19 protein-coding genes are annotated in these 23,985 nt (G+C 68.5%); 7 read left to right on the top strand and 12 right to left on the bottom strand.

Annotated features, from left to right (window positions below; all coding sequences use genetic code 11):
• Positions 1 to 227: 227 nt before the first annotated feature.
• The 5 genes from AB0L37_RS08230 to AB0L37_RS08210 form a co-directional block, all read right to left on the bottom strand.
• Positions 228 to 7,421: an RHS repeat-associated core domain-containing protein gene (locus AB0L37_RS08230; RefSeq protein WP_365501639.1), complete on the bottom strand. Its 7,194-nt coding sequence runs from the start codon at positions 7,419 to 7,421 to the stop codon at positions 228 to 230.
• Positions 7,422 to 8,025: 604 nt separating this feature from the next.
• Positions 8,026 to 8,217 (bottom strand): DUF1272 domain-containing protein, encoded by a 192-nt coding sequence (locus tag AB0L37_RS08225; protein ID WP_365501637.1) that lies wholly within the window; start codon positions 8,215 to 8,217, stop codon positions 8,026 to 8,028.
• A 60-nt stretch (positions 8,218 to 8,277) separates the two neighbouring features.
• Positions 8,278 to 9,075 (bottom strand): hypothetical protein, encoded by a 798-nt coding sequence (locus AB0L37_RS08220; protein WP_365501635.1) that lies wholly within the window; start codon positions 9,073 to 9,075, stop codon positions 8,278 to 8,280.
• A gap of 298 nt (positions 9,076 to 9,373) precedes the next feature.
• A complete protein-coding gene (locus AB0L37_RS08215) occupies positions 9,374 to 9,574 on the bottom strand; it encodes a DUF397 domain-containing protein (RefSeq protein WP_365501633.1) in 201 nt (66 codons plus the stop codon).
• Complete coding sequence (locus tag AB0L37_RS08210) at positions 9,571 to 10,383, bottom strand: helix-turn-helix transcriptional regulator (RefSeq protein WP_365501631.1); 813 nt, start codon at positions 10,381 to 10,383, stop codon at positions 9,571 to 9,573. The genes AB0L37_RS08215 and AB0L37_RS08210 overlap by 4 nt, the downstream gene beginning before the upstream one ends.
• A gap of 153 nt (positions 10,384 to 10,536) precedes the next feature.
• Here AB0L37_RS08210 and AB0L37_RS08205 point away from each other — a divergent pair, with 153 nt between their 5' ends.
• The gene (locus tag AB0L37_RS08205; RefSeq protein ID WP_365501629.1) at positions 10,537 to 10,965 is read left to right on the top strand and encodes an ATP-binding protein; all 429 of its coding nucleotides are present in this window, start codon (positions 10,537 to 10,539) and stop codon (positions 10,963 to 10,965) included.
• A 2-nt stretch (positions 10,966 to 10,967) separates the two neighbouring features.
• On the opposite strand, the gene AB0L37_RS08200 is transcribed toward AB0L37_RS08205, so the two are convergent.
• Together AB0L37_RS08200 and AB0L37_RS08195 are read right to left on the bottom strand one after the other, a co-directional pair.
• Positions 10,968 to 11,666 (bottom strand): response regulator transcription factor, encoded by a 699-nt coding sequence (locus tag AB0L37_RS08200; RefSeq protein WP_365501627.1) that lies wholly within the window; start codon positions 11,664 to 11,666, stop codon positions 10,968 to 10,970.
• Complete coding sequence (locus AB0L37_RS08195; protein WP_365501625.1) at positions 11,663 to 12,970, bottom strand: PspC domain-containing protein; 1,308 nt, start codon at positions 12,968 to 12,970, stop codon at positions 11,663 to 11,665. The genes AB0L37_RS08200 and AB0L37_RS08195 overlap by 4 nt, the downstream gene beginning before the upstream one ends.
• Positions 12,971 to 13,121: 151 nt before the next feature.
• Here AB0L37_RS08195 and AB0L37_RS08190 point away from each other — a divergent pair, with 151 nt between their 5' ends.
• Together AB0L37_RS08190 and AB0L37_RS08185 are read left to right on the top strand one after the other, a co-directional pair.
• Positions 13,122 to 14,429 carry a PspC domain-containing protein gene (locus tag AB0L37_RS08190; protein ID WP_365501623.1) on the top strand — a complete coding sequence of 436 codons (1,308 nt, stop codon included), beginning with the start codon at positions 13,122 to 13,124 and terminating at the stop codon, positions 14,427 to 14,429.
• On the top strand, positions 14,419 to 14,622 hold the full coding sequence (locus AB0L37_RS08185; RefSeq protein WP_365501621.1) for a hypothetical protein: 204 nt from the start codon (positions 14,419 to 14,421) through the stop codon (positions 14,620 to 14,622). The genes AB0L37_RS08190 and AB0L37_RS08185 overlap by 11 nt, the downstream gene beginning before the upstream one ends.
• A 192-nt stretch (positions 14,623 to 14,814) precedes the next feature.
• Here the strand turns inward: AB0L37_RS08185 and AB0L37_RS08180 are convergent, their stop codons facing one another.
• Both AB0L37_RS08180 and AB0L37_RS08175 read right to left on the bottom strand, forming a co-directional pair.
• A complete protein-coding gene (locus tag AB0L37_RS08180) occupies positions 14,815 to 15,336 on the bottom strand; it encodes a DoxX family protein (protein ID WP_365501619.1) in 522 nt (173 codons plus the stop codon).
• 94 nt (positions 15,337 to 15,430) lie between these two features.
• Positions 15,431 to 16,702, bottom strand: coding sequence for a hypothetical protein (locus tag AB0L37_RS08175; RefSeq protein WP_365501617.1), 1,272 nt, complete (start codon positions 16,700 to 16,702; stop codon positions 15,431 to 15,433).
• A gap of 175 nt (positions 16,703 to 16,877) precedes the next feature.
• On the opposite strand from AB0L37_RS08175, the gene AB0L37_RS08170 reads away from it, so the two are divergent.
• Positions 16,878 to 17,735, top strand: a complete 858-nt coding sequence (locus tag AB0L37_RS08170; protein WP_365501615.1) for a DUF4429 domain-containing protein — start codon at positions 16,878 to 16,880, stop codon at positions 17,733 to 17,735.
• Between the two features lie 12 nt (positions 17,736 to 17,747).
• On the opposite strand, the gene AB0L37_RS08165 is transcribed toward AB0L37_RS08170, so the two are convergent.
• Complete coding sequence (locus tag AB0L37_RS08165; protein ID WP_365501613.1) at positions 17,748 to 18,539, bottom strand: class II aldolase/adducin family protein; 792 nt, start codon at positions 18,537 to 18,539, stop codon at positions 17,748 to 17,750.
• Positions 18,540 to 18,681: 142 nt separating this feature from the next.
• Here AB0L37_RS08165 and AB0L37_RS08160 point away from each other — a divergent pair, with 142 nt between their 5' ends.
• Complete coding sequence (locus tag AB0L37_RS08160; RefSeq protein WP_365501611.1) at positions 18,682 to 19,161, top strand: pyridoxamine 5'-phosphate oxidase family protein; 480 nt, start codon at positions 18,682 to 18,684, stop codon at positions 19,159 to 19,161.
• Between the two features lie 115 nt (positions 19,162 to 19,276).
• Here AB0L37_RS08160 and guaA read toward each other — a convergent pair whose 3' ends face one another.
• On the bottom strand, positions 19,277 to 20,857 hold the full coding sequence (gene guaA / locus AB0L37_RS08155) for a glutamine-hydrolyzing GMP synthase (RefSeq protein ID WP_365501609.1): 1,581 nt from the start codon (positions 20,855 to 20,857) through the stop codon (positions 19,277 to 19,279).
• A 323-nt stretch (positions 20,858 to 21,180) separates the two neighbouring features.
• On the opposite strand from guaA, the gene AB0L37_RS08150 reads away from it, so the two are divergent.
• Positions 21,181 to 21,471 (top strand): chorismate mutase, encoded by a 291-nt coding sequence (locus tag AB0L37_RS08150; RefSeq protein ID WP_365501607.1) that lies wholly within the window; start codon positions 21,181 to 21,183, stop codon positions 21,469 to 21,471.
• A 499-nt stretch (positions 21,472 to 21,970) separates the two neighbouring features.
• On the opposite strand, the gene AB0L37_RS08145 is transcribed toward AB0L37_RS08150, so the two are convergent.
• Positions 21,971 to 22,693 (bottom strand): hypothetical protein, encoded by a 723-nt coding sequence (locus AB0L37_RS08145; protein WP_365501605.1) that lies wholly within the window; start codon positions 22,691 to 22,693, stop codon positions 21,971 to 21,973.
• A gap of 247 nt (positions 22,694 to 22,940) precedes the next feature.
• Here AB0L37_RS08145 and AB0L37_RS08140 point away from each other — a divergent pair, with 247 nt between their 5' ends.
• On the top strand, positions 22,941 to 23,942 hold the full coding sequence (locus tag AB0L37_RS08140) for a peptidase (protein ID WP_365501603.1): 1,002 nt from the start codon (positions 22,941 to 22,943) through the stop codon (positions 23,940 to 23,942).
• Positions 23,943 to 23,985: the final 43 nt, after the last annotated feature.

The raw sequence follows: 23,985 nt of genomic DNA, 5'->3' as shown, positions 1-23,985 counted from the left end.
CACATTTCCACCGTCAGGCCAGACAGCGAGATCAAGCGGGAGAAGGCCAGCTTCGCTGGGTGCCCCCCCGAAGGCTCGCCCTGCGAGACGCTTTGAGCTTACATGATCGATCATCGAATCCTGGAAAGCTTTTTTGCTCCCATTCCCGATGAAGGCGACCATGGCAGCTTTTGATCCCACGATTTCCCCCTTTCCGCAGAGGCGTGCCTTTTAGTTCACGAAATTTCCTACATGTTGCAAACGCCGCAACTCCAAAGGTCAATTTGAACCTTCATGATGACCGTTGAACCCTTCTTCAGTCCTGGCAGTCTACTGCTGTTCAACTCGGCACCGCTGGCCCCAAGCTCACTATATCCCAGCGACTGATTGTCGGTCAGTTTAGCGCCCTTACCTGTCTTCACCTCTACAGCTACCCATGTTCCCGTGCGGTCTTGTGCCACGAAGTCAGCTCGGAAGACGTCGCCGTTACTGTTCTTGAAGCGGACCTCTCTGGTGATATTCGTGTATCCCTCATTCTGAAGTCGATCAAGGGTGGCAGCTTCACCCAGGGCACCATGCGGCAAACCATCCTCGGGACATTCTCCTGCGTTGTGCGCAAGGATCGGCGTCTCGTCCGCCATGACGTAGTACGTGTGCAGCCCGTCAACGGTTAGATTCCGAACCACAACGTTTCGCTTCGTGCGGTGAGCGAGCGAATCAATTCTTACCTGCTCACCCGAGGGAGTCTCCAGCCATTCGCCCGCCTTAAGGTGGCCAGCTTCGATCCAGGCTTCTCGCTCTGGAATCCAGAAGAGGTGTCCGTCCGTGGCTGTGATAACTGAGCGGCGATTCTTCTTGGTCGCGATCGTCAGATCAACAAGATGTTTGGTGCCAGATCCAATGATGGTGGCGGACACTTGTCTCGCTTCCTTCGATCCGGTATCTGGATCTGCCGCCAGAACTTTGTCGCCCGGCTTAATGTCCTTGATCTTCTTGTGCTTGCCGTTGGCGAGTAGGACCTGCGTTGACTCCGTGAAGCTATTGCCGTTGCAGCTGCCTCTGCCCTTTTCCTTCCCATTCTTCGCTCGCCCTGAGTGCCCGGTTCCGCCTCCATAGGTGAGCTCAGCGTTGATCGCGGCAGACATGAGATTTGCCTCGACCATCATCTGCTTCGGGCAGCCGCCGACATCCAGGCATGCTTCATTGACTGCCGCGGCAACCTGTCCTGCAGAATATGCGGACCCGGGTACGGGGTCAGTCCAGCCATTCGGCCATTCCTCTTGGACGATATGGAATGCCTGAATGAACTGATCGCCCTTTGCCCATGTTGCGGGTATATCCACGCCGGGGTAAACGGATACGACACCGTCATTGTTCACGTCTCCGCCGGTGACGCTTTCATAGGTCCATATCGGTTCCGGAAGATTTGATACGCCGTCAGGTACATCGTGGACGCAACCACCGGGCTTCGTGCACTTCTCGAACCCTGTGCCATCAGCCTGGTACTGCAGGCCGCTGGGATCGCTGTTGTTGACAGGATCGTTGTTGCTGTAGCTGTAAGCGGAAAGGTTCTGGGGGTTGTAGGGGGTGGAGAGGGGGTCGGGGCTGAGGAAGCGGCCGAGGGCGGGGTCGTAGGCGCGGGCGCCGAGAAGGGAGAGGCCAGTGGATTTGTCTTCGGATTTGCCGAGGAAACCGTGGTCGGTTCCTGCTGGGAGATTGCCGGAGCGCTCGTCGCCGAAGGGCGTGTAGCGGCGCCGTGTGGTGGCTCCGGTGCCCGCGTCGATGGCGAGTTGGGTGGATGCCTGGGTGTCCGCGGTGAGGTAAGTGACCTTGCCGGATCCGGAGTTGGTGGTCCTCATCGCGATCGTGGTGGGGCCGGAGGTGTAGTAGCGGGTCGCGGTGGCAGTTTTGCCGTCGGTGGTGGTGAGTTCGGTGCCGCCGAGGTAGGCAACCGTCTCGGCCGGCCTGGTGCGTACCAGGAGGTTGCCGTCGGCGTCGTAGGCGTAGCGGGTCAGCTCACTGCCTGTGGACTTGGTGGTCGTAACGGTGGCGAGCTGGGCCTGCTTGGTCCAGGTGTAGTCGGTGGTCTTGGCCGTGGATGCGCCGGTACCAGGTTCGGTGCGCTTGAGCATGGTGCCGTCGGCGTTGTACGTGATGGTGTCGGTCGAGGTAAGAGTGCCGTCGGTGAGGTTCTTGACGGCACGGACGCCGTGGGGCTGGTCAGCGTTGGCGGTGGTCCAGTTGTTGTTGTCGTCGTAGCCGGGGTACAGGTAGTCGCGGTCCGTTGTCTGGCCGCTGCTGTTGGTGTCGGTGACGATCTGTAGGTTGCCAAGCAGGTCGTGGTTGTAGGTGGTCTGGTAGGGCGCGGTGCCCTTGAAGTCGGAGGCCGTCACACCGGTGCAGGAGGCCGCGGTGGTGGTCAGGGCCTTCTTGAGCATGTCAATGTCGTTGTACGTGAAGCACTGCGACTGGGATGTCGCCGTCTGGCCGCCCGCCTGCTCCCGCACCTCTGTGATCTTCCCGGCGAGGTCGTATTTGTAGGTGTCGACCTGCTGCGAGCTGACCAGTTCGTTGATGCTGGTGGTGGTGGCGATCTTGTTCAGCCAGCGGGTGCCGTTGGCGTCGTCGTAGTCGTAGGTGCGCATGGCGTTGACGCCGTTGCCGCCGATCTCCTGGCCGTAGAGGCGCTCGGAAATGCGGTCGTAGGCGTCGTAGGCGGTGCTGTCGACGTAGACGGTGCCGTTCAGGCTGGAGGTGGTGCGGTTGGGGTGCCCGTACACGTCGTAGGCGGTGGTGACCGTCTCGGCTGCCAGGCCACCCGCGGCCGGATAGCCGACAGTGGTGACGTGGTCGGCGGCGTCGTATCCGAGGGTGGTGGTGTAACTGCCCACAAGACCGGTCACGTTCGCCGGAATCGTGGTCGTGGTCGAGGTGGGACGGCCCCGGGTGTCGAAGGCGCTTGTTTTGGTGGTGTAGATGTTGCCTAGCGTGTCCTTGTTCGTGCTCTGGTAGATCTTGCCCTTGCCGTTGGTAATGCCGATGCCGTCCCAGGACCAGGTGGCCAATTCGTCGCTGCCAGAACGGATGCTGGTCTTGCGGCCCAGATTGTCGTAACCGTAGGAGACGACGTTCTTGCCAGCGTTGCTGGTGACGGTGTCGATCCCGCCGTTCACGTCGTAGGTGGTGGACGAGACGCCCGCGTCGGGGTCATCGGTCGAGGTGCGCTGCCCAGCCCAGTCGTACCCGTAGAGGGTGTTGTTCCCGCGACCGTCGGTGATCTTGGCGAGCTCGCCCTTGCCGGTGTACCCGTAGCTGGTGGTGTACAGGCTGGTGCCGTTGTGCTCGACGATCTTGGACGTCTGCCCGTACACATCGGTGTAGGTGTCGGTGGTCCCGCCCACAGGTTCGGTGGTCCCGGCCGGTGCGGGCTTCACCGCGGTCTTCACCGTGGTCTTCTCCCCCCCGTAGGTCGTCGCCACCTTGCCTTGTTCCTGCGGGACGCCAAGTGCCTGGAGTTGGGAGAGCGTGGTGCGTCCGGCCCAGTCGACGGCGACATCGGTGTAGGAGGGAATGTCCTTGACCAGCGGGCTGGAGGGGCCAGTGGCACCCGCGACACCCTGATTACGGAAGACCGCCGAGGTACCAGCGACATTGCCGGAGGAGTCATAACGAGTCACCGACGCCTGTCGGTACGCCACCGGATCGGTTCCGTTCGGCGGCACGTCATCGGGCAGTGCGACCTGCTTCTCACGGGTGCGACCAAGCGCATCGGTGAACTCGTGCGACGTCAGGTAGGTGGAGCCCGACTGCAGCAGGCTGGTCGTGATGTGGGGGTAGCCGTCCACGCTGTCGGGAACACCAGAGCCGTTGGTCGATGTCGGGATCCGGTAGCCGAACTTCATCGACGGGTTCGATCCGGTCTCGGTCGGTTTCCAAACCTCAGTGATGCGACCGGCCGCGTCCAACGTGATCTTGGTCAGGTTCCCGTTCACGTCTCGGCTCTGATAGGGCACGCCCCAGAACCGGGATATCCACTGCGTGGACGCCAATGGACCTCGTGCGGAGATGCTGCCGTCGGGGTCGGGCGTCGTCGTGGTGATGCCGTCCACCGGCCAGGAGTTGGCCGGGCTGTAGACAAGCGTGGTGCGGTTGTGCTGGCCGTCTTCCTTCCAGACGGTGCGGCCCGCGTTGTCGTAGCCCGTGTTTACAGTGTTGTACGTGCCGGCTTTGGTGTAGGTACGAACCTCGGTGGGATCGCCGTCGGCCGGGTGGTTGTCCGCGACCGCAGTCGAGTTGTCGTAGAGGGTGGTGGTGTAGCCGTCCTGGTTGGTGTCGGCGATGCTGGAGCATCCCACGCTGTAGTGCTTGACCTGGTCTTGCAGGACGGTCCAACGCTGGGCACCGGTGGAGTCATAGTTGTCGGTGTTGTAGGCACGCCCGTACGCGGTGCACCGATTGTCGGAAACGCTGCTTTCGCCCCAGTCGTCGGTGCGCATAGGCAGGCCGAAGGTGGTCGAGGCGCCCTCGGAATCGTCGTACTCCTGCTCCACGCCGTGCTCACGCCAGGTGCCGTCCGACAGCAGCGTGTAGTTCAGGGCCTTGGACTCACGCACGAACCGGGCATCGGGCAGGCCGTCGTACTGGGCAGTGTTGTGACTCCAGTACGAGTAGAGCGTGTGGGCCCATCCCTTTCCCGCGTCGTCGCGGCTAGTGGTGGAGATGGTCTTGCCGGCCAGCCAGTCGGAGTCGGTGTATTTGGTGGCGGTGTAGCCGTCGTTGACGGTTACCGACTTCGTTGCCGCTGGGTCCGTCTTAGAGGTGCGGTCGCCGTCGAGGCCGCGGTAGAGCCAAGTCTTGGTGGAGTGCTTGTTGGTGCCGGCACCGGAGGTGACCTCGACTTCCTGGTAGCCGCGCCAGTCCGACCACGTTTCGTCGTCGTCCGGGGTGAGCGGATCGGCGGTGAAACGCCAGCCCGCCTGGCCCACGTAGTCGTAGGTGGTGGTCATGACCGGGGCGCCGTCCTGGTTGGTGGTGACCGTGGGGTCCACCTCCACCTTCTTTACCAGGTACTTGCGGAACCAGCCGGTCTTCGCCTCGGTCGCCCCTTCGGGCGTCCACTTCTGCCAGTAACAGTCCGTGCCGTTGCCGGACTGGGAAGGCAGAGCGTCCGCATCACATGGATTCGCCGAGCCATAGTTCACCGTGGTGGTGGCACCGGTGTCGCCGTGGATCTCGGACACGCGACGGAAGTTGAGCTCAGTGGAACCGACCTTATTATCCAGATCCGTACCATTGAAGTTGATCACCGGCAGCACCAGGTCGGGGTCGTTGCCATAGACCTCACGCTGCAGGTAGTCGAACCACAGCGTCTTGCCGATCGCCCCGTCAGGGTTGGGCATGCCGTGCTTGGTCTGGAACTGCTCCACCAGGTCCCAGCCTGTCCCGGCGGTGTCCGCGACGTAGGTCTTGATGTCCCAGAGCATGTCGGTAGAGAAGAACGTCGGGTAGTAGGTCTTGCCCGCGCAGTTGTAGTCAGCCGACGTTCCGTCACACATCAAGTCGATCGGTACATCCGGATATGATCCGGGCTTGTCCTTGAACGTCGGACACTCCGCGACCGCATTGCGCAGTGGATCGTTCTGCGCCATCCGCTCGATACACCGGTTGACATGGGACAGTTCAACCTTGGCGGGGACCTTGCCATCGGTGATCTGGGAGGCCCAGCCGTACTGGATCTCCTTCAGGTAGCCGGAGGAGACGTACGAGCGGGCCTTGTCAGCGTTCGCGACGGAGCGGTAGTGGTTGTACTCCTTGTCGTAGAAGTACATCGACTCGACCTCGTCCTTGTCGACGACGCGGTCGAGGTTCCAGCGCCAGGCCTGGGTACACGGCTCGGGGAACTGGTCGTGGCACGGCTCCCCGGCGTCATTGCCCACGACGGGGACGGTGAACACGGAGGCGGTCGCGGTAGTGGTGCGCTCGGAGCGGCCCCAGCCGAAGTAGTAGCGGTGACCGTCCTGCGAAGAGATCACCCAGTACTCGCCATCGCGGCCGGCGCCATAACCGCCCGTCAGGCGCTGCACGCGCCAGCCCGGGTCGTCCTTGACGTGGTACGAGCCGGTGCCGGTGTTGTCCTGGATCAGCTCCGAGGACACCCCGTTGAGGTTGATGACGTAGACGGCGCCCGACGGCTCCTTGGTGCTGTTCGGGGAGTCCCAGCACAGGTCACCGATGGTCTTGAGGCCGTCATCGGAGCAGTTGCGGTAACGCCGCTCGATGAAGCCGACGCTCAGGTCCCAGCCCATGCCGGCCCACGACGCCTGGTTGTTGGAGGCCGAGGTACGGCCGTCCACAGACTGCGAGTTATAGGTCATCGCCAGTTGCGGCGCCTCACCCATCGGTGGAGTAGGCAGCTGGATGGGCAGGTTGTAGGTGAACGCACCCGACCCGGTCGACACGCTCCACGAGCCGGTCGACGGCAGGGTAGAAGCACGGTAGTCGCCCTGATCCGAGGACGAGCCGGTGGTCAGCGCGTACACGCTCACCCCCGCCCCGGATTCCGCGCCGCCCAACTGGGTGGTGGCGCCCTGGGTGTCGGGCTCCGCAGTGACCGTCGCGGTCAGGGTGCCCTTGGCGGTGTCGTTGTCGGCCTCGACGAACTCCCGCTTCGCGCACTCGGCTGCTTCGGGCGTCTGCAAGGCGCAGGCGGGCAGCTTCACCAGGCGCAGCCGGTCGGCGAAGTCACCGCCGTAGGCGTACTTGAAGCCGGAGTAGTCGATGTCAACCTGTACCTGACCGGGCTCCTCAGCACCGTCGGTGCGCAGGACCTGCAGTCCCAGGCCCACGCCTCCCGCGGGTTCAACCTCCTTGCGGTCCAGGATCCGTACGTCGACCTGGTCCGGCGAGATCGTGTCCGCGACATCATCTGTCGGCTCGTCCGACGGAGAGGCAGAGGCCTCTGGCAACCCAGACGCGGAGGGCGATGCCTCGCCGGCGCTCGCGCTGGGGGACGGCTCGGCGCTCACGGAGGTACTCGCGCTGGGCGACGGAGTGTCCTCACCGTCCAGCCGTTGGGCGCCGCCTAGTTGAGGCTCAGCGGCCTGCTCGGCAGGAGGCGGCGCAACTTCGACCACTCCGCCGACCTGCGTAGGAGTGTCACCGCTAGCCGACGCCGACGGCGACGAGCTGACCTCGCCCGCCACGCCGGGCGCGGCTTCCGACAGGTCCACGCTCGCCTCGGCCGCGGACGGCCACTCGGGTGTCGGCAAGGTCTTGCCAACCTCTTCGGCCTGCTGGGCGGGCACAGAGCCCAACGACTGCGACGGCACCACCGGCGTCGGATCATCCGCCGCACCCGCTTCTTGCGGAGACACCACCGTGAACGTTGACAACAGGCCTGCGAGCAACGCACTCGCCACACCCGTCGAGACATAGCGCACCACACGCGCACGCCGAGCTGACACCCGAACTCCCGCCCCAAGCGGCCGCCCAACAAGCCGGGTACGCGCCGCAGTCCAATGAAGAAACTGTCGGCCGATGTAGCGGGCGTGCTCCCCAGCACGGACTGCACTCACCACAGAAGACGATCAGTGAAGACGGAACGTACCTGATGTGAAGTAGCTGTGAACAGAGATTTTTACGGAGTGGTTCCCTCCAGTTTTAGTGATCAAGAACACACGACAGGCCGGAAGTTCGGTCGGCGATCGCTCGCCGCGCATCCGGGGCAGGGCCCGAGCAGCGGTCGAATTCGAAGAGGCCCAACGAGCGGGTCCGCCGGGCGAGCGTCACCTCGGGGTCCGCATCCAGAAGATCGCCGACGCGCTCAGTTGACTGGTAGCGGGGAGCCATGCCACCGCTCCCCCGCGGCCGGGTGGCCCGCCTCTTGTTCAGGGAGCGACACCCACCTGTGAAAGTGCGCCCCGCACAGACGCCCGCGCACTCCCGACTGCCGATCCAGAACACCACGACGAGGGACACCATCTTCCGCACGCGCTACCGAGCGCCTCCGGCCACGTACCGCAGGACCCTGCACACGCCGTGAACCGCTCACCCCGCCTGTTGCGGCGCGCGGGTGGGCCGGGCGACGAGTTCGCCGCCGCAGTTCGGGCAGACCTCGCCCATGGCCTCGCCGCACGGCACGCAGAAGGTGCACTCGTACGAACAGATCCGGGCGGCGGCGTCCCACGGCAGCTTCGCCGTCTCGCACCGCTCACAGACGTCACGCATCTCCAGCGCCATGAATCCCCCTCAAGTCACGCGATCCGACAGGTCGTTCAGGAGATCACACCAGACGCCGTGCTAGATCCGGGCGGGCGTCCGGATGGTGGCGGGTCGGCACGTCCGGCACAGGCCGTCGGGAACCGCTTCGGGTCGGCCGGGGACACCGCAGTCCGTGCACTCGACGAGGTTGCGGGGGCGCTCCGCCGGGGGCATCGCGTTCGTGAACCTGGGCCGCTCGGGCGGCAGCTTGTCGCGCAGGCGGCAGGCGACGAAGGCGCGGGGTGAGTGGACGGCGTCGGGCAGCCCACCGGTCATGGCCCGCGTGAAGATCTGCGGGTCGGGTTCGCGGGCCAGCCACTCGGCTGCCGTCGCCTCCAGAGCCGTACAGTCGGCCGCCGAGAGGGTCAATCGTGGGTCATGCAGCCCGAGTTGAGCAAGGCGACGGTAGGCGTCGGAGCGGGCGGGCGGCACGGGCGCGGACGCCTCGGGCTCTGGCTCTGGCTCTGGCTCTGGCTCTGGCTCTGGTACGTCACCGTTGAGGAAGCGGGTCCACCATTCGTTGCTGCGTGCGGTGCGGGACCAGTAGGTGTGGAACACCCAGCGGGTGGTGCCGTCCTCGGTGCCGGTGTCGGATACGCGGCGCACGCGGCGCAGATGTCCGGCGACGGAGAGTTCGTTGAGCGCGGAGCGGACGGCGGCCTGGCCGTAGAGGGGCTGCTCCTTGGCGAGGGTCTTCGCGTCCATGGCGGCGTTCTCGCAGAGCGCGTCGATGAAACCGGCGAGATAGCGGGCGCGGAGGGGGAGGTGGGCGAAGGTGTCGCGGCGGAGCGGGTCTTGGTCGGGGGTGCCGCGTTTTCCGTAGCCGGGACTGGCCATGGGGTGTGCGGGGGAAGGCAGGGCGGGACTAAGCTCTTCAGCAGCCACGGGATCGTCCTGTTCGATCTTGGCGGTCAGACCCCGGCGGGTGCTGGTAACACCCGGCCGGGGTTGTTTGTTGCCGCGAACGCTAAGGGGTCGCGACCGTGCGTCGCAACTCGATCGCGGAAAGTCATGTGCGCTGGCTGCGGCGGGAGTTGGGCGCGCGGCAGCGGGGCGGGTGGGTGGTGGGTAGAGACCCATCCACCCATTCCCTACAAGCAGAGCTCGGATTTCGCGGCTCGGAGCTCAGGCGATTTCAGACGGTACGAGCGTGCGCCAGGAAGGCGTTCCAGGCGGGTGCGGCGGCGGCGAAGGTCGGGCTTTGGGGGCCGAGCTTCGAGTCTCGGATATGGATGGCGCGGGGGGCGGACTCGCGCCAATCCAGGGCGACTTCGAGGCAGTTGCCGCCCTCGCTGTCGCTATAGCTGGACTTGAACCATGTCAGGCGGGCGTTCACAGTTCCTCCGCCACCTTTCTGATGAACTCGGCCGACTCCTCGGGGCTGAGGGCGTGCATGCGGATCATGTCATGGGCCAGGGCCAGCTCACTGGCCTTGCCTCCGTCGGCGTACAGGGCGCTGGTCTTCGGCGCCTCCACGTACGCGTAGTGCTCATGGTCGGTGGTCTCCAGGAGCGTGATGCCCCCGTTGAGTGCCACCCCGGACACTCTCCCGTACGGCAGCACCTTGATCGTGACGTTCCTCAACTTCGCGAAGTCCAAGATCTGTTGGAGCTGTCGCTTCATGTCCTCGCCACTACCGACCACCGTCCGCAATGACGCCTCGTACAGCACGTAACTGAACATGACCGTCTGGCGCTCGGTCAGCATCCGCTGCCGCTTGAGGCGGCTCGCCACGCGTTCCTCGACCGTCTCGTCATCGAGGAGCGGAATGCTCTCGCCAATCAACGCACGCGCGTACTCCTCAGTCTGCAACAGCCCGGGGATGAGCAGCGGTTCGTACGAACTGATCGCGATCGCGTCCTTCTCCAGGGCCATGAACTCCTGGGCCCGCTGCGGGTGCGCCTCCGGTTTCAGGAACTCCTGCGCGGCGATGAGTTTTCCACCCGCCCCGCACATCTGGTCGGCGGTTTGCAGCAACCGCATCGTGGGCTTGCGTCGCCCGGTCTCCATCGACTTGACGTACTCGTGGCCGTAGCCGGTCTCCTTGACCAGGGCCTCTCTGGTAACGCCCGCCTGCTCGCGCCACATCTTGATCTGGTTGCCGCAGTACCGCCAGGCGAGATTCGTCTCCATTGACGTCGTCACGCGCGCCTCCGCCGGATCACCGTGTACACGGCAGGTACAACTACCCACCGTACAGGGGTTGTTACTCCCGAGCGTAGGCACGAGTCGGGAAGGTGAACGTGGCAAACGCCGAAATCTCCACCCGGATCTCCACCCCCAGGAAATGAAGCGCGCATGCACACGACGCAGACGGTGAAGCCCCCGCAGGACATCGAATGGCGCCTGCCGCGTCACGCACGGAGCGTGGGCCGGGCGCGGATGCTGTTCCGGGAACAGGCGGGTTCATGGGAGCTGCCGCAGGACGTTACGGAGACGGCGGAACTCCTGCTCAGCGAGCTGATGACCAACGCCTACCGCCACGCGAAGGTCCCGGCCGGCCGGGAGATCAGGGCCCGAGCAGTCCTGACGCAGGACCGGCTCCGGGTCCTGGTGACGGACGCGAGTGGCGCGCTCCCGGCTCCGCGTACGGCGTCCGCGGAGGAGGAGTCGGGGCGAGGGCTGGCGCTGGTGGAGATGCTGGCGGATGAGTGGGGTGCGGAGGTCCGCGAGGGCGGCGTGGGCAAGGTGGTGTGGTTCGAACTCGGACTCACGCCGCCCGATTAGGCTCAGACCAGCCGCCGCGCCGTAGCCCACCGCGTCAGCTCGTGCCGGTTCGACAGCTGGAGTTTCCTGAGCACCGCCGAGACGTGCGACTCGACCGTCTTCACCGAGATGAAGAGCTGCTTCGCGATCTCCTTGTACGCGTAGCCGCGGGCGATCAGGCGCAGCACCTCGCGCTCGCGCTGCGTGAGGCGGTCGAGGTCCTCGTCGACCGGCGGCGCGTCCGTCGAGGCGAACGCGTCGAGGACGAAGCCGGCCAGCCGCGGCGAGAACACCGCGTCGCCGTCCTGGACGCGGAAGATCGAGTCCACGAGGTCCGTGCCGGTGATCGTTTTGGTGACGTAGCCGCGGGCGCCGCCGCGGATGACGCCGATGACGTCCTCCGCCGCGTCCGAGACGGACAGGGCGAGGAAGCGGACCGGGTTCTCCGCGTCCGCCATCAACTGGGCGCTGCGGCGCAGGACTTCGACCCCGCCGCCGCCGGGGAGGTGAACGTCGAGGAGCACGACCTCCGGTCGCGTCGCCGTGATCACCGTGACGGCCTGGTCGACGTCGGCCGCCTCGCCGACGACCTCGACGCCCGTCGTCTCCGTACGGCCGATCTCCGCCTGGACGCCGGTGCGGAACATGCGGTGGTCGTCGACCAGGACGACCCGCACATGGCGCCCGGGCCCCTGCTCCACTGCCTCGGTCTGTTCCGTCATGACGTCTTCTCCGCCCTCTTCATGGTCAGTTCGACCTCGGTGCCACCGTCGGGGACCGCCCGCAGCCGGGCCGTCCCGCCGTTGCGCTCCATCCGGCCGATGATCGATTCTCTTACGCCCATACGGTCCGCGGGGATCGCGTCGAGATCGAAGCCGGGGCCCCGGTCCCGTACGGAGACGAAGACCTCGTCGCCCGCCGATGTTGTCTCGACTTCCGCGAAGACCTGGACCGCGCCACCCTCGCCACCGTACTTGGCGGCGTTCACCATCGCTTCCCTCGCGGCCTGCATCTGTGCGGCGAGGCCGTCGTCGAGCGGGCAGTCGCCGACGACGACGACCTCCAGGGGGACGCCGTGCTTGTCCTCGACCTCGGCGGCGTTGCGCTTGACCGCCTCGGCGACCGTCTGCGGCTCCTGCGGGTCCTCCGCGGCGGCCGGTTTGTACAGCCAGGCCCGCAGGTCGCGCTCCTGGGCGCGGGCGAGGCGGCGTACCTCCGCGGCGCTGTCCGCGTTGCGCTGGATCAGCGTGAGGGTGTGCAGCACCGAGTCGTGCACGTGGGCCGCGACCTCCGCCCGCTCCTGCGCCCGGATGCGCATCAGGCGCTCCTCGGACAGGTCCTGCGTCATCCGCACCAGGTAGGGGCCGGCGAGCAGCGCGATGCCGACGAGGACCGCGAGCGCGGCCTGGAGGATCGGGCCGAGGTGCTCGGTGGCGCCCTGCGTGACGAAGATGCCGGTGATCCCGGCGCCGACGAGCACGATCCCGGCCGCCGCGCGCGCCACGCTCAGGGTGCGCCGTCGGCGGCCCGCCTCCATCCAGCGGGCCCGGCGCGCATTGTCGGCCTGCCGCCACACCAGGGCGACACCCGCGCCGACCAGGACGGTCGGGACCAGGTACGCCTTGGTGTTGCCCGTGAGGTTCACGTTCTGTACGAAGATCATCGCGACGACGACCATCAGGAGCAGCGCGAGGATCTGGCCCTTGTCGGGGCGGCGCGCGACCAGTCGGCGGCGGCCGTCGGGGGCCGTCTCCGTGGTGAGGACCGTGGGGCGGTCCTCACCGACACCGCCGAGCCCGAGCGGCACGAAGAACCAGAACGCGGCGTAGAGCAGCGCCCCCAGCCCGTCCGCCATGAACAGGCCCACGAAGACGAGCCGCACCCAGACCACCGGCAGCCCGAGATGCCCGGCGAGCCCCCGCGCGACCCCGCCCAGCCAGCGTCCGTCGCTGCTGCGGTAGAGCTTGCGCGGCGGCCGCGGGTCTCGCGAGTCTTCGGTGAGAGGGGCGGTGGCTGCTTCCGGCATGCCACCGATCGTCACATGCGGTACGAGCCGGGGCATCAGGGTCGACCCCGGAAACTTCCCTGATCCCCGTGCCCGCCTCCGGGGCGATCTCAGGGTTCGGCCAGGGTTGTCCCGACTGCCGCCGGCGGACCGGGACCGTCACCATGGACGTATGACGCAGGAGCCTCAGGACGCGGTGGCGGCCCACCCCGCCGCGCCGGACAAGGAAGCGCCCGCCCCGCCGCGCAGATTCCGCAGGGACCGGCGGTACAAGACGCTGGGCGGGGTCTGCTCAGGGCTCGGCCGGCACTGCGACATGGACCCGGTGATCTTCCGGATCGGCCTGGCCGTGCTCGCCGTGACCGGCGGCGTCGGCCTGATCTTCTACGGCTTCGCGTGGCTCTTCGTCCCGTACGACGACGAGGACGAGAACGAGTTCCGCAAACTGCTCACCGGACGCGTCGACGGACCCGGCCTCGCCGCCATCGTCACCGCCCTCGTCGGCTGCGGCGTCTTCCTCTCCATGCTGAACAACGGCGGCGCCCTCACCTTCGCCGTCGTCCTCGCCCTGCTGCTCGCGGGCGCCGGCTACTGGTCGCAGCAGCGCCGCACCGCCGTCCCCGACCCGGCCGCCGCGCAGGCCGTCGCCGACGCGCCGCCGGAGGCCAAGGCACCGCCCGTCACCGGGGCACCGTCGTGGTGGCGCGACCCGATCGTCAAGGACGGCTCGCACATCGGCGGCACCGGCTACTTCTGGGGCCCGGCGGGCAGCGAGGACCTCTCCCCCGCGTACGCCGCCGCCCGCGGCCCCGCCGCACCCGGCCGGCCCGCGGGCCCGCCCGCCCCGCGCGGACCCCGCGGCATCGGCGCCCTCACCTTCCTCGGCGCGCTGGTCGCGGGCGCCCTCGGCACCGGCCTGACCTGGGACGACCGCACACTCGGCACCAGCCTCCAGACCGGGCTCGCCTGCGCCCTCGGCGTCTTCGGCCTGGGCATCGCGATCAGCGCGTTCCGCGGCCGCACCAGTGGCGGGTCGATCATCCTGGCGCTGCTCACGGCGGGCCTCCTCGCCGGCGCCGCCGCACTGCCCGCCAACATCAGCACCGACTGGGTCCGTACGGACTGGACCCCGGCCAGCGCGACGGACCTGCGGCCGCGGTACGAACTGGGCACCGGCGTCGGCACGCTCGACCTGACGAAGGTGGACGTCGCCGAGGGCAAGACGCGGAACACGCACGTCGAGGTCGGCGCGGGCCAGGCGAAGATCGTGCTGCCGAAGGACGAGACGGTGAAGCTGCACATCGAGGTGGGTGTCGGCGACATCAAGCTCCCCGACGACACGTCCCATGACGTGGACGTCCAGCCGGACCAGTCGAAGACGGTCACGCTCGCGCCGGCCGCGGGCAGCAAGGACGTCGGCACGCTGGAACTGACGGTCGAGGTCGGACTCGGCCAGGTGGAGGTGTCCCGTGCGGCATGACTTCTCTCCCGGGCGGCTGATCGCGGGCCTGGTCCTGATGCTGACGGCGGTCGTCTACTTCGGCGACGCGGGCGGGGCCTGGGAGACTCCGTGGTTCGTCGTCGTCCCGTTGGTGGGCGGGGGGTTGATCGTGGCGGGGGTGGTCGGCGCGGTCACCGGGGCGGTACGGGCCCGCCGCCGTAGGTCCGCCTGAGGTCGGGCGTCTGCGGCCCGGTGGGGGTTGCTCGCGCAGTTCCCCGCGCCCCTGAAATGCAGACGCTTCGCGTCGCATTTCCCCCACGCGAACGCGCCCCATGAGATGGCGCACGAAGTGCGCATCTCAGGGGCGCGGGGAACTGCGCGACCAGCCACGACGCGCGCCGCACCCGGCAACGAACCCACCGACCTACGGCGCGACCCCACCCTTCCGGCGGAGCCACCACGCATCCACCGACCACACAGCCGCCCCCGCCAGAACCAACGGCACCCAGGCCATCAGATAAGCCAGATCGTTCCCCAGGTAATACGGCTCGGTGGCCCAGCTCACCGTCAGCCACAGGCTCAGCGAGATCAACGCCCCGCCCAGCGCGGCGACCCGCGCCAGCACCCCCAGCAACGTCCCGATCCCCACCGCGAGCTCGCCGAGAGCGATCGCGTACCCGAACCCGACCGGCGCCTTCAACGCCAGATCCACCAGCTCCGGAAACGCGGAGATGTCCCGCACCCCGGACATCTGCGCCCCGATCGACCCGTCCCCGGTCGCCTTGAAGAACGCACTGTCCGTGAGCTTGTCGAAGGCCGCGTAGATGAACGTGACGCCGAGAAAGATCCGCAGCGGCACCAGGGCGTACCGCTGAGCGGTCTCGCGCCAGTCACCGCCCCCCTCGACGTAACTCGTGTGCATGCCGCTTCGGATGCCGTGCGCCATCGCCGACCCGCCGCCTCTCGCGCCTGGTACCAGGGACCTTTACCTGACCATACGTACGTGAGTGCGGACCGGCTCAATCACTGAGCCGAACCGCTCAGTCGACGACGTCGATCGCGCAGCGGTTCGTCTCCACCCCGGCGGCCGTGATCACCTGCACCTCGACCCGCCCCGGCTCCACGTCGACCGGCACCGGCACGGTGAGCAGCGCGTCGCTCGGGTTGGTGAAGCCGCCGGGGACGGGGACGAGCGGGACGTGGACGTGGACCGGGCCGATGCGCACGGCGAGCCGGGCGAGCTGGTCGGCGGTGCCCGCGCCCGGCGGCACGAACCCGGCACCGCGGATCTCGATGTCGTCGCCGGTGCGGATCGGCGCGTCCAGGTCGCCGGCCTCGCGGGCGCGCACGACGGAGAGCACGACCGGCCGGCCGCCCTCCGCGTACTTCCCGGTCAGATACGTCGCCGCGGAGACGGCCACGAGGACGGCGAGGCCCCACGGCAGGTCGGGCAGCTGGTCGGGGCGGCGGGCGAGCCGGGCGCACGACCAGATGACGGCGGCGGCGCACACGGCGACGTACTGCGTGTCGGTGAAGCTGCCGCGCCCGGAGTCGTCGGTGAGCAGGTCGGCGGCGCGCGGCCGGGCGGCCCGCACCTTCTGAAGCCGCTGTCCGAGGACGCGCAGGCCGACGACCCTGCGGACCAGGACGGCGACCGCGCAGACCACCGCGAGTACGGTCAACAGGCCTGCGCCCCTGGCGAGTTCGAGGGCGTCGATGAGGGCGTCGCGGCGGCCGGGCGCCGACGCCAGGGCCAGTTCACCGGCGAGGACGAGGACCGCGTACACGGTCAGGACGACCACGCCGCCGGCCACCGCGCGCGACGTCGACAGGCGGTTGTCCTCGCCGATGACGGGCGCGAGGACGCCGCCGCGCGCCCGGTGCAGATACGCGGCGCCGCTGAGCAGCCCGCCGACGACGACCGCGGCGACGAGCCCGGCGGTGCGCGCCGCGGTCCAGCCCGCGCCGATCGCGGTGAGCGCCTGGACGAGCAGCAGGACGCCGACGCCGCCCCACACCGCGTACAGGGTGCGCGGCCACAGGCCGGCGAGCCAGGCGGCGCCCTCCTCGCGGCCGCGGTCGGCGACCGCCTGGGCGGACTGGGTGAGTTCGTCGGAGATCCACTGCCGGGACGCACCCGCCGAGTGCGCGACGGCCGCCGGGAGACCGTCGCCGGACGCCAGCCCGTCGCGCTTGGCGAGGAAGGCGGCGACTGCCCTGCGGTGCCCCTCGCGCGCCCCGTGCGGACAGTCGCCGCAGGTGCACCCGCCCCCGTGCGTGCCCTGCCCTTGTCGCGCTTCCTGCACAGCCACCGCCGCGCCCCCGCCCTCAGATGTCGTGGTTCCCGTGGGTGTCGTCAACTTCCGTGTGATGAGAGGGAATTGTGCCGTACGCGGCGCACACTCCGGCGCGCAGGGCCACCCCCACGGGGTGAACGGCTTTCGTCCGCATTGACCGGACTGTTGACCCGGCTGGGAGAATTTCCCCATGGCCGAGATCATCCAGCGTGACGGAACCTGGGCCTTCGACGGCAGCACGATCCGCATCACCCCAGGTCTGCACCGCAGCGTGGCCCTGCTGCGGCAGACGTACGGCGAGATCGACGTGCCGCTGACCGCTGTCGCGGGCGTCTCCTACGAGCCCGAGCGCCGCCGCGGCCGGCTCCGCCTGACCCTGCGCGAGGCCGCCGACCCGCTCCTCCAGGCCACCGGCGGACGCCTGCCGGACCCGGCGGACCCGTACCGGCTCGCGGTCGACGCGGACCGCTCGGGCGTCGCCGAGTACGTCGCCGAGGAGATCCGCCAGGCGCTCCTCCTCGAACAACTCCCGGCGGGCCCGGCCGAGTCGTACCTGGTGCCGGGCCCCGCCGTCCCCGTCTCCGTACGCTCCAGCGACGGCATGGTCTCCTTCGACGGCAGCCGGGTGCGGATCGACTGGAGCGACACCTCGGACCGCGTGAAGCGCTCGACGGGGCCGCGCGTCATCGGCCTCGACGAGCTGGACGGCGTCGACTGGGTACCCAACTCCGGTTACGAGGACGGCGTCCTGCGCTTCCTCGTCAAGGGCTCCGCCCACGGAAAGCTGCCGCCGGAGAAGGACCCGTACGCCCTCGACCTGTGGGGCAACACCCGCAGGGACCTGCTGACCGCCCTCGTCGCCGCCGCCGTCACGGCCCGCCTCCCGCACCCGTCGGCCCCGCCGGGCACTCCCCCGGCCCTGCCGCACGCCGACCACGACGTACTGCTGCGCCGGTTACGGGAGTTGGGCGAACTGCACCGCCAACACGTCCTGACCGACGAGGAGTTCGAGATGACGAAGCGGGTCGTGCTGCGCGACTTCCGCTGACCCGACCGGACGTCAGCCGAGCAGCTCCGGCTCGCTGCGGCTGACGTCCTGCCACATGCTCTGGAAGTTGATCCAGGCCACGAGGTCGCTGCCGCTGCGGTCGCGTGTCTCCACGGCGCTGCGCCGGTCGATCAGGACAGGACGCCCGGCCGAGCGCGCCGCAAGCTGCACCTCGCAGCACCGCTCGAGCGCGATGAACCACCAGGCCGCCGCGTCGACGGAGTCGCCGACCGTGAGCAGGCCGTGGTTGCGCAGCACAAGCGCCTTGAACGCGCCCAGCGCGACCGCTATCCGCTTGCCCTCGTCCGCGTCGACGGAGACGCCCGTGTACTCGTCGAGCAGCGCGTGGTCCTCGTAGAACGCGCACGCCTCCTGCGTGATCGGCTCGATCAGCTCGCCGAGCGCGGACAGGGCGCGCCCGTACGTGGAGTGGCAGTGCGCGACGGCGACGAGCTCCGGGCGGGCCCGGTGCACCTCGGCGTGCACGGTGAAGGCGGCCTGGTTGACGTGGTGGCGGCCCTCGACGACCTGCCCGTCCCCGTTGGCGAGGACGAGGTCACCGACGGTGATGTGGCGCAGCGGCATCCCGAACGGGTTGACCCAGTAGCAGTCCTCGAACTCGGGGTCACGGGCCGTGATGTGCCCCGACACCCCGTCCTCGTACCCGAGCCGCCCGAAGATCCGCAGGGCGCCCGCGAGCCGTTCCTTGCGGTGGCGCCGTTCGTCGGCGGCGGACGCGTGGACGGGCGGCATCGCGAAGTGCAGCTGGTCGGTGGGTACGGGAGTGGGGTTCTGCGTCGACATGCAGCGGAAGGTACCTCCGCGGCCGCGAAGACGACAGAGCCGGGCGGTGAAGAGAATCGTGAAGGGAATGCGGACGGAGGACACGGGGGACACCCGCCGATACCCGACAGAAGATGTCGGGTATCGGCGGGAGACTCGACGTATGACGTCGAACTGGGCAACCCTGACCGCCGCCGAACCCGACCTCGCCAAGACCGTCGAGGCCCGCTTCACCGCCTACACCCACCACGTCCTCGCGACGCTGCGCAAGGACGGCTCGCCCCGCACCTCCGGGCTCGAAGTCCGGTTCCTGGACGGGGAGTTGTGGCTCGGCATGATGCCCGACTCCCTCAAGGCCCGCGACCTGCTGCGCGACCCGCGCTTCGCGATCCAGGCGAACCCGGGCGAGGGCCAGACCATGGGCGGCGGCGACGTGCGCATCTCGGGCCGCGCCCTCCTCGTGGAGGACCCGGCGACGATCGCCCGCTACACCGGTCAGGTCGAGGTCCCCGACCCGAACGACTTCCACCTGTTCCGCACCGAACTGACCGAGGTCACCAGGACGTACGTCGAGGACGAGACGTACCTGGTCGTGCAGGTCTGGAACCCGGGCGAACCGGAGCGCACGATGAAGCGGGCATGAAGACGCGGGCCCGAAGAAGGGGGCACGAAGAAGGGGGCACGAAGAAGGGGGCACGAAGAAGGGGGCACGAAGAAGGGGCCGTCCATCAGTGACGATGGACGGCCCCTTCATCCGACTACTCCCACTCGATGGTGCCCGGCGGCTTGCTCGTCACGTCGAGCACGACGCGGTTGACGTCCGCGACCTCGTTCGTGATCCGGGTCGAGATCTTCGCGAGCACCTCGTACGGCATCCGCGTCCAGTCCGCCGTCATGGCGTCCTCGGACGAGACCGGGCGCAGCACGATCGGGTGGCCGTAGGTGCGGCCGTCGCCCTGGACGCCGACGCTGCGGACGTCCGCGAGCAGCACGACCGGGCACTGCCAGATGTCACGGTCGAGGCCCGCCGCCGTCAGCTCCTCGCGGGCGATGGCGTCGGCCTCGCGCAGCAGGTCGAGGCGCTCGCGCGTGACCTCGCCGACGATACGGATACCGAGGCCGGGGCCCGGGAACGGCTGGCGCTGGACGATCTCGTCCGGCAGGCCGAGCTCGGCGCCGACCATGCGGACCTCGTCCTTGAACAGCTTGCGCAGCGGCTCGACGAGCTCGAACTCGATGTCGTCGGGCAGGCCGCCGACGTTGTGGTGCGACTTGATGTTCGCGGTGCCCGTGCCGCCGCCGGACTCGACGACGTCCGGGTAGAGCGTGCCCTGGACCAGGAACGCGACCTCGGGGCCGTCCTCCTGGAGGATCTCCAGCTGCGCCTGCTCGAAGACGCGGATGAACTCACGGCCGATGATCTTGCGCTTGGTCTCCGGGTCGGACACCCCCGCGAGCGCGTTCAGGAAGCGCTCGCTCGCGTCGACGACCTTCAGGTTCGCGCCGGTCGCGGCGACGAAGTCCTTCTCGACCTGCTCGGTCTCGCCCTTGCGCATCAGGCCGTGGTCGACGTACACGCAGGTCAGCTGCGAGCCGATGGCCTTCTGCACGAGCGCGGCGGCGACGGCGCTGTCCACGCCGCCGGACAGACCGCAGATGGCGCGCTTGTCGCCGACCTGCTCGCGGATGAGGGCGACCTGCTCCTCGATCACGTTGCCGGTCGTCCAGTCGGGCTTGAGGCCCGCGCCCCGGTACAGGAAGTGCTCCAGGACCTGCTGGCCGTGCGTGGAGTGCATGACCTCGGGGTGGTACTGGACGCCGTACAGCTTCTTCTCGTCGTTCTCGAAGGCGGCGACCGGGACGACCTCGGTGGAGGCGGTCACGGAGAAGCCCTCGGGGGCGGCGGAGCAGGCGTCGCCGTGCGACATCCACACGGACTGCTCGGCCGGGGTGCCCTCGAAGAGGGTCGAGTCGGCCTTGGAGACGGCGAGCGGGGTGCGGCCGTACTCGCGGGCGCCGGTGTTGTCGACGGTGCCGCCGAGGGTCGTGGCCATCAGCTGGAAGCCGTAGCACATGCCGAAGACGGGGACGCCGGCCTCGAAGATCGCGCGGTCCAGGCGCGGGGCGCCCTCCGCGTAGACCGACGACGGGCCGCCGGAGAGGATGATCGCCGCCGGGTTCTTGGCGAGCATCTCCTCGACCGGCATGGTGCTCGGCACGATCTCGCTGTAGACCCGGGCCTCACGGACTCGGCGGGCGATGAGCTGGGCGTACTGCGCACCGAAGTCGACGACCAGGACGGTGTCGGGGGCGGCGGCAGCGGAAGTCGCTGATGACACGGGATGCCTTCCGGCGGCGTTTAGCAGGGGGTCGTGCCAGTGATTCTAACGGTTCGGGGCGGCTGGCCCTCAGGTCGCGGGGCTCCGCCCCGGACCCCGCTCCTCGATCGCCGGAGGGGCTATAGTTGCCCGCATGTTCTCTCAGGCGATGTACGTCTTTACCTATGGCAACCGGTCCGCCGGGTGCCATGGTCGTGCTGCTTGAGCAACTGACAAGCGACTTCCCAGGCGCCCCGGGCCGACAAGGCCCGGGGCGTCTGCGTTGTCCGGGTCCTGCCGATCCGGGGCTGCCGTCCAGCAGACAGGAGCCCACCATGAGTCTCATGACCAGTGACACCGCCATCGAGTCGACCGGCGCCCGCACCCCCGAGGCCGCCGATCTGATCTCCGGCGCCCGCGACCGCATCGACGCCCTGGACGACCGGATCATCGGTCTCGTCCAGGAGCGGATGGCCGTCTCGGCCGTCATCCAGGAGGCCCGGATCACCTCCGGCGGACGCCGCGTGAACCTCTCGCGCGAGATGGAGATCCTCAACCACTTCAGCGACGCCCTCGGCAAGCCGGGCACCGCCCTCGCGATGACGCTCCTCGAGCTGTGCCGCGGCCGGATCTGAGCGGCGTACCCCAGTTCGGTTCCGTCCTCACCCGTACGGCGCGTGACCGGTCGCCGCGGGCTTCGTTGGTCCCGGTGTCCGTGCCAGCCAGGGGCGGGCTCAACCGAACCACGCGTGGCTCCGCTGGAGCGATGAAGACGTCACGGTCACGCCGTACGTCGTGGGACCTCGCTCCAGTGCAGTGACCGGACGGCAGGGGACAGCAGCCCGGTCACCCAAGAGAACGGTCGGTCCCGGGGACGCCCGGGGCCGGCCGGCCTCCGTATCCCACTCCCCCGCATCACCGAGCACGAAGCACGGGAACTCCCCACGCCCGCGCCTCAAGTCCCCTGCTCCACACATGAATTGACGACCACCACGAACCTGAGAGCGCGGCGCTACCCCCCCCCGGCGCCGCTTTCCCCCCACGGTTCCGACGCCGCCCTGATGTCGGAGCCGACAGTGAAGGGCCCCGCGGATCGTTCCCGCGGGGCCCTTCACGCGTACGGACGTGACGCCGTCAGGCCTGCTTCTCGACCTTGGCGATCTGCGCGTCGATGATCTTCTGCGGGATCAGCGCCTTCTTCGGGCTCAGCAGGTTCGCGCCGTAGAAGACGGCCAGCGTCGAACCGCTGCGCACGACGGTGTACGTCGCCGGGACGGTGTCCCCGTCGACCTTGCCGATCAGCGAGTACGAGACGGCCTCGTCGCCGGCCGCGGGGGCCTTCAGGGGTGCGACCTTCGCGTACTCGACCTCGGCGTGCTCGAAGGAGGCGCACTTCTCGCTCTGCGTGCGCAGGTCCGCGACGACCTTCTTCGCGTCGCTCTCCTCGTGCGCGAGCAGCGCGACCCGGAGCACGGTGGCGTCCGTCGCCGTCAGGCTCGTCAGCGAGCGCGAGACGCGGGCCTTCGCGTCGGGCTCGGTGCCGACCAGCGTCATGTCGGCGAGCGCCTGGCAGGACGCGGGATCGGCGGGCACGCTGACGTCCGGGATCTCGTCGTCGGGCGTCGTGCCGACGCGGTAGCCCTTCGCGTCCGCCTTGGTGAGGGCGGCCTGCGTCAGCTCCGCCTTCGTCAGCGGCTTCGGTTCGGTCTTCGCCGCCGGCTTCCCGGCCGCCTTGTCCGCGCTCTTGTCCGCGCTCTTGCCGGCGTCGTCCGCCGACCCCGCACCGCACGCGGCCGTGGCGGCGAGGGCCGCCGCCACACAGACACCGGCCAGAGCACGCCCCAGGCCTGACTTCATGTTCGTTTTCACGAGGCGCAATCAAAGCCGGTGACCTGCGCCTTTTGCCACTGCTTTAGGACCGCTCCGCATAACGATCGGAGATCGGCGAAAGGGTTGCCCCCACACGGCTATGTCTCAGCTCACATAAAGATTCTGTGAAGCGCGGCACAACCCTTTCCGGCCATGGCGGGTCACACGTATCGAACCAACGGTCACGCCCGCATCGCCCATCACGGCGGCGGTGCCCCAGACTTCCGAGGTCTTGATGAAGCTTCGCCGCGCACTGGTGACGGCTGCCGCCACGGCCGCCATAGCCCCGATCGCGCTCCTGTCCGCGCCGGCGGCGTTCGCCGACGCGACGCCGAACACCGGCGCCACGGAGACGCAGACGACGTCCCCCGAGGTGACGCCGCCCGCGAGCACCACCCCCGCCGAGACGACCTCGCCCGTACAGACGCCGGGTGAGACGCCCCCGACCGCCGGCGAGACGACCAAGCCGGCCGAGGTCGCCCCGACCACGAAGCCCGCGGAGACCTCGCCGAGCGCCACGGACTCGGCCACCGCCACCGCGTCGCCCACCGACGACGAGTGCACCGACTACGAGGACAGCCCCGGCACGCTCGCCGAACTGCGCGGCCTGCCCTCGAAGATCGTCGCGGGCTCCGGCTGGCACGGCTTCACCTTCCGCGTCTCGAACTTCACCGGCGAGGACTTCGAGTCCGTCTCCGCGGAGATGTACGCGTTCGCGTACGCCTACGACGCGAACACCACCGAGATCAGCAAGTACCTGCACGTCCAGTGGTACGAGGACGGCGCCGGCTGGCACGACCTCGACACCTCCATCGACTCCCCGGACGACGTGTCGTTCCCGGCCTCCGGTGCTCTCGCGGCCGGTGCCCACGCGGACATCAAGCTCCGCATCCAGGTCGACGCCAAGGCCCCGAAGGGGATCGGCGGCTCGGTGGCCTTCGCCACCAGCGTGAACGCCGAGGGCGTCTGCGGCTTCAGCGTTCCCGAGGACCAGGAGTACCGCTTCGAGATCCTGGCCGCGGGCACCAAGCCGGGCAAGGTCCCGCCGGCCACGCCCGCGCCGACGCCGTCGTCGAGCAACACGCCGGCGCCGCAGTCCAGCAGCACCCCGCTGTCGGGCTCCATGGCCGAGACCGGTTCGAGCTCGATGCTGCCGACCGTCGGCCTCGTCGGCGGGATCGCCGTCGTCGCCGGTGCCGGTGTCGTCTACTCGGTGCGCCGCCGCAAGGTGAGCTGACCCCAGCAGTCGCCGCTACGCGAAGGACCCGCACTCGGAGGGG

This window comes from Streptomyces sp. NPDC052225 (assembly GCF_040679615.1).
GTDB lineage: Bacteria > Actinomycetota > Actinomycetes > Streptomycetales > Streptomycetaceae > Streptomyces.
This window is presented reverse-complemented; position numbering and strand designations above follow the sequence as displayed.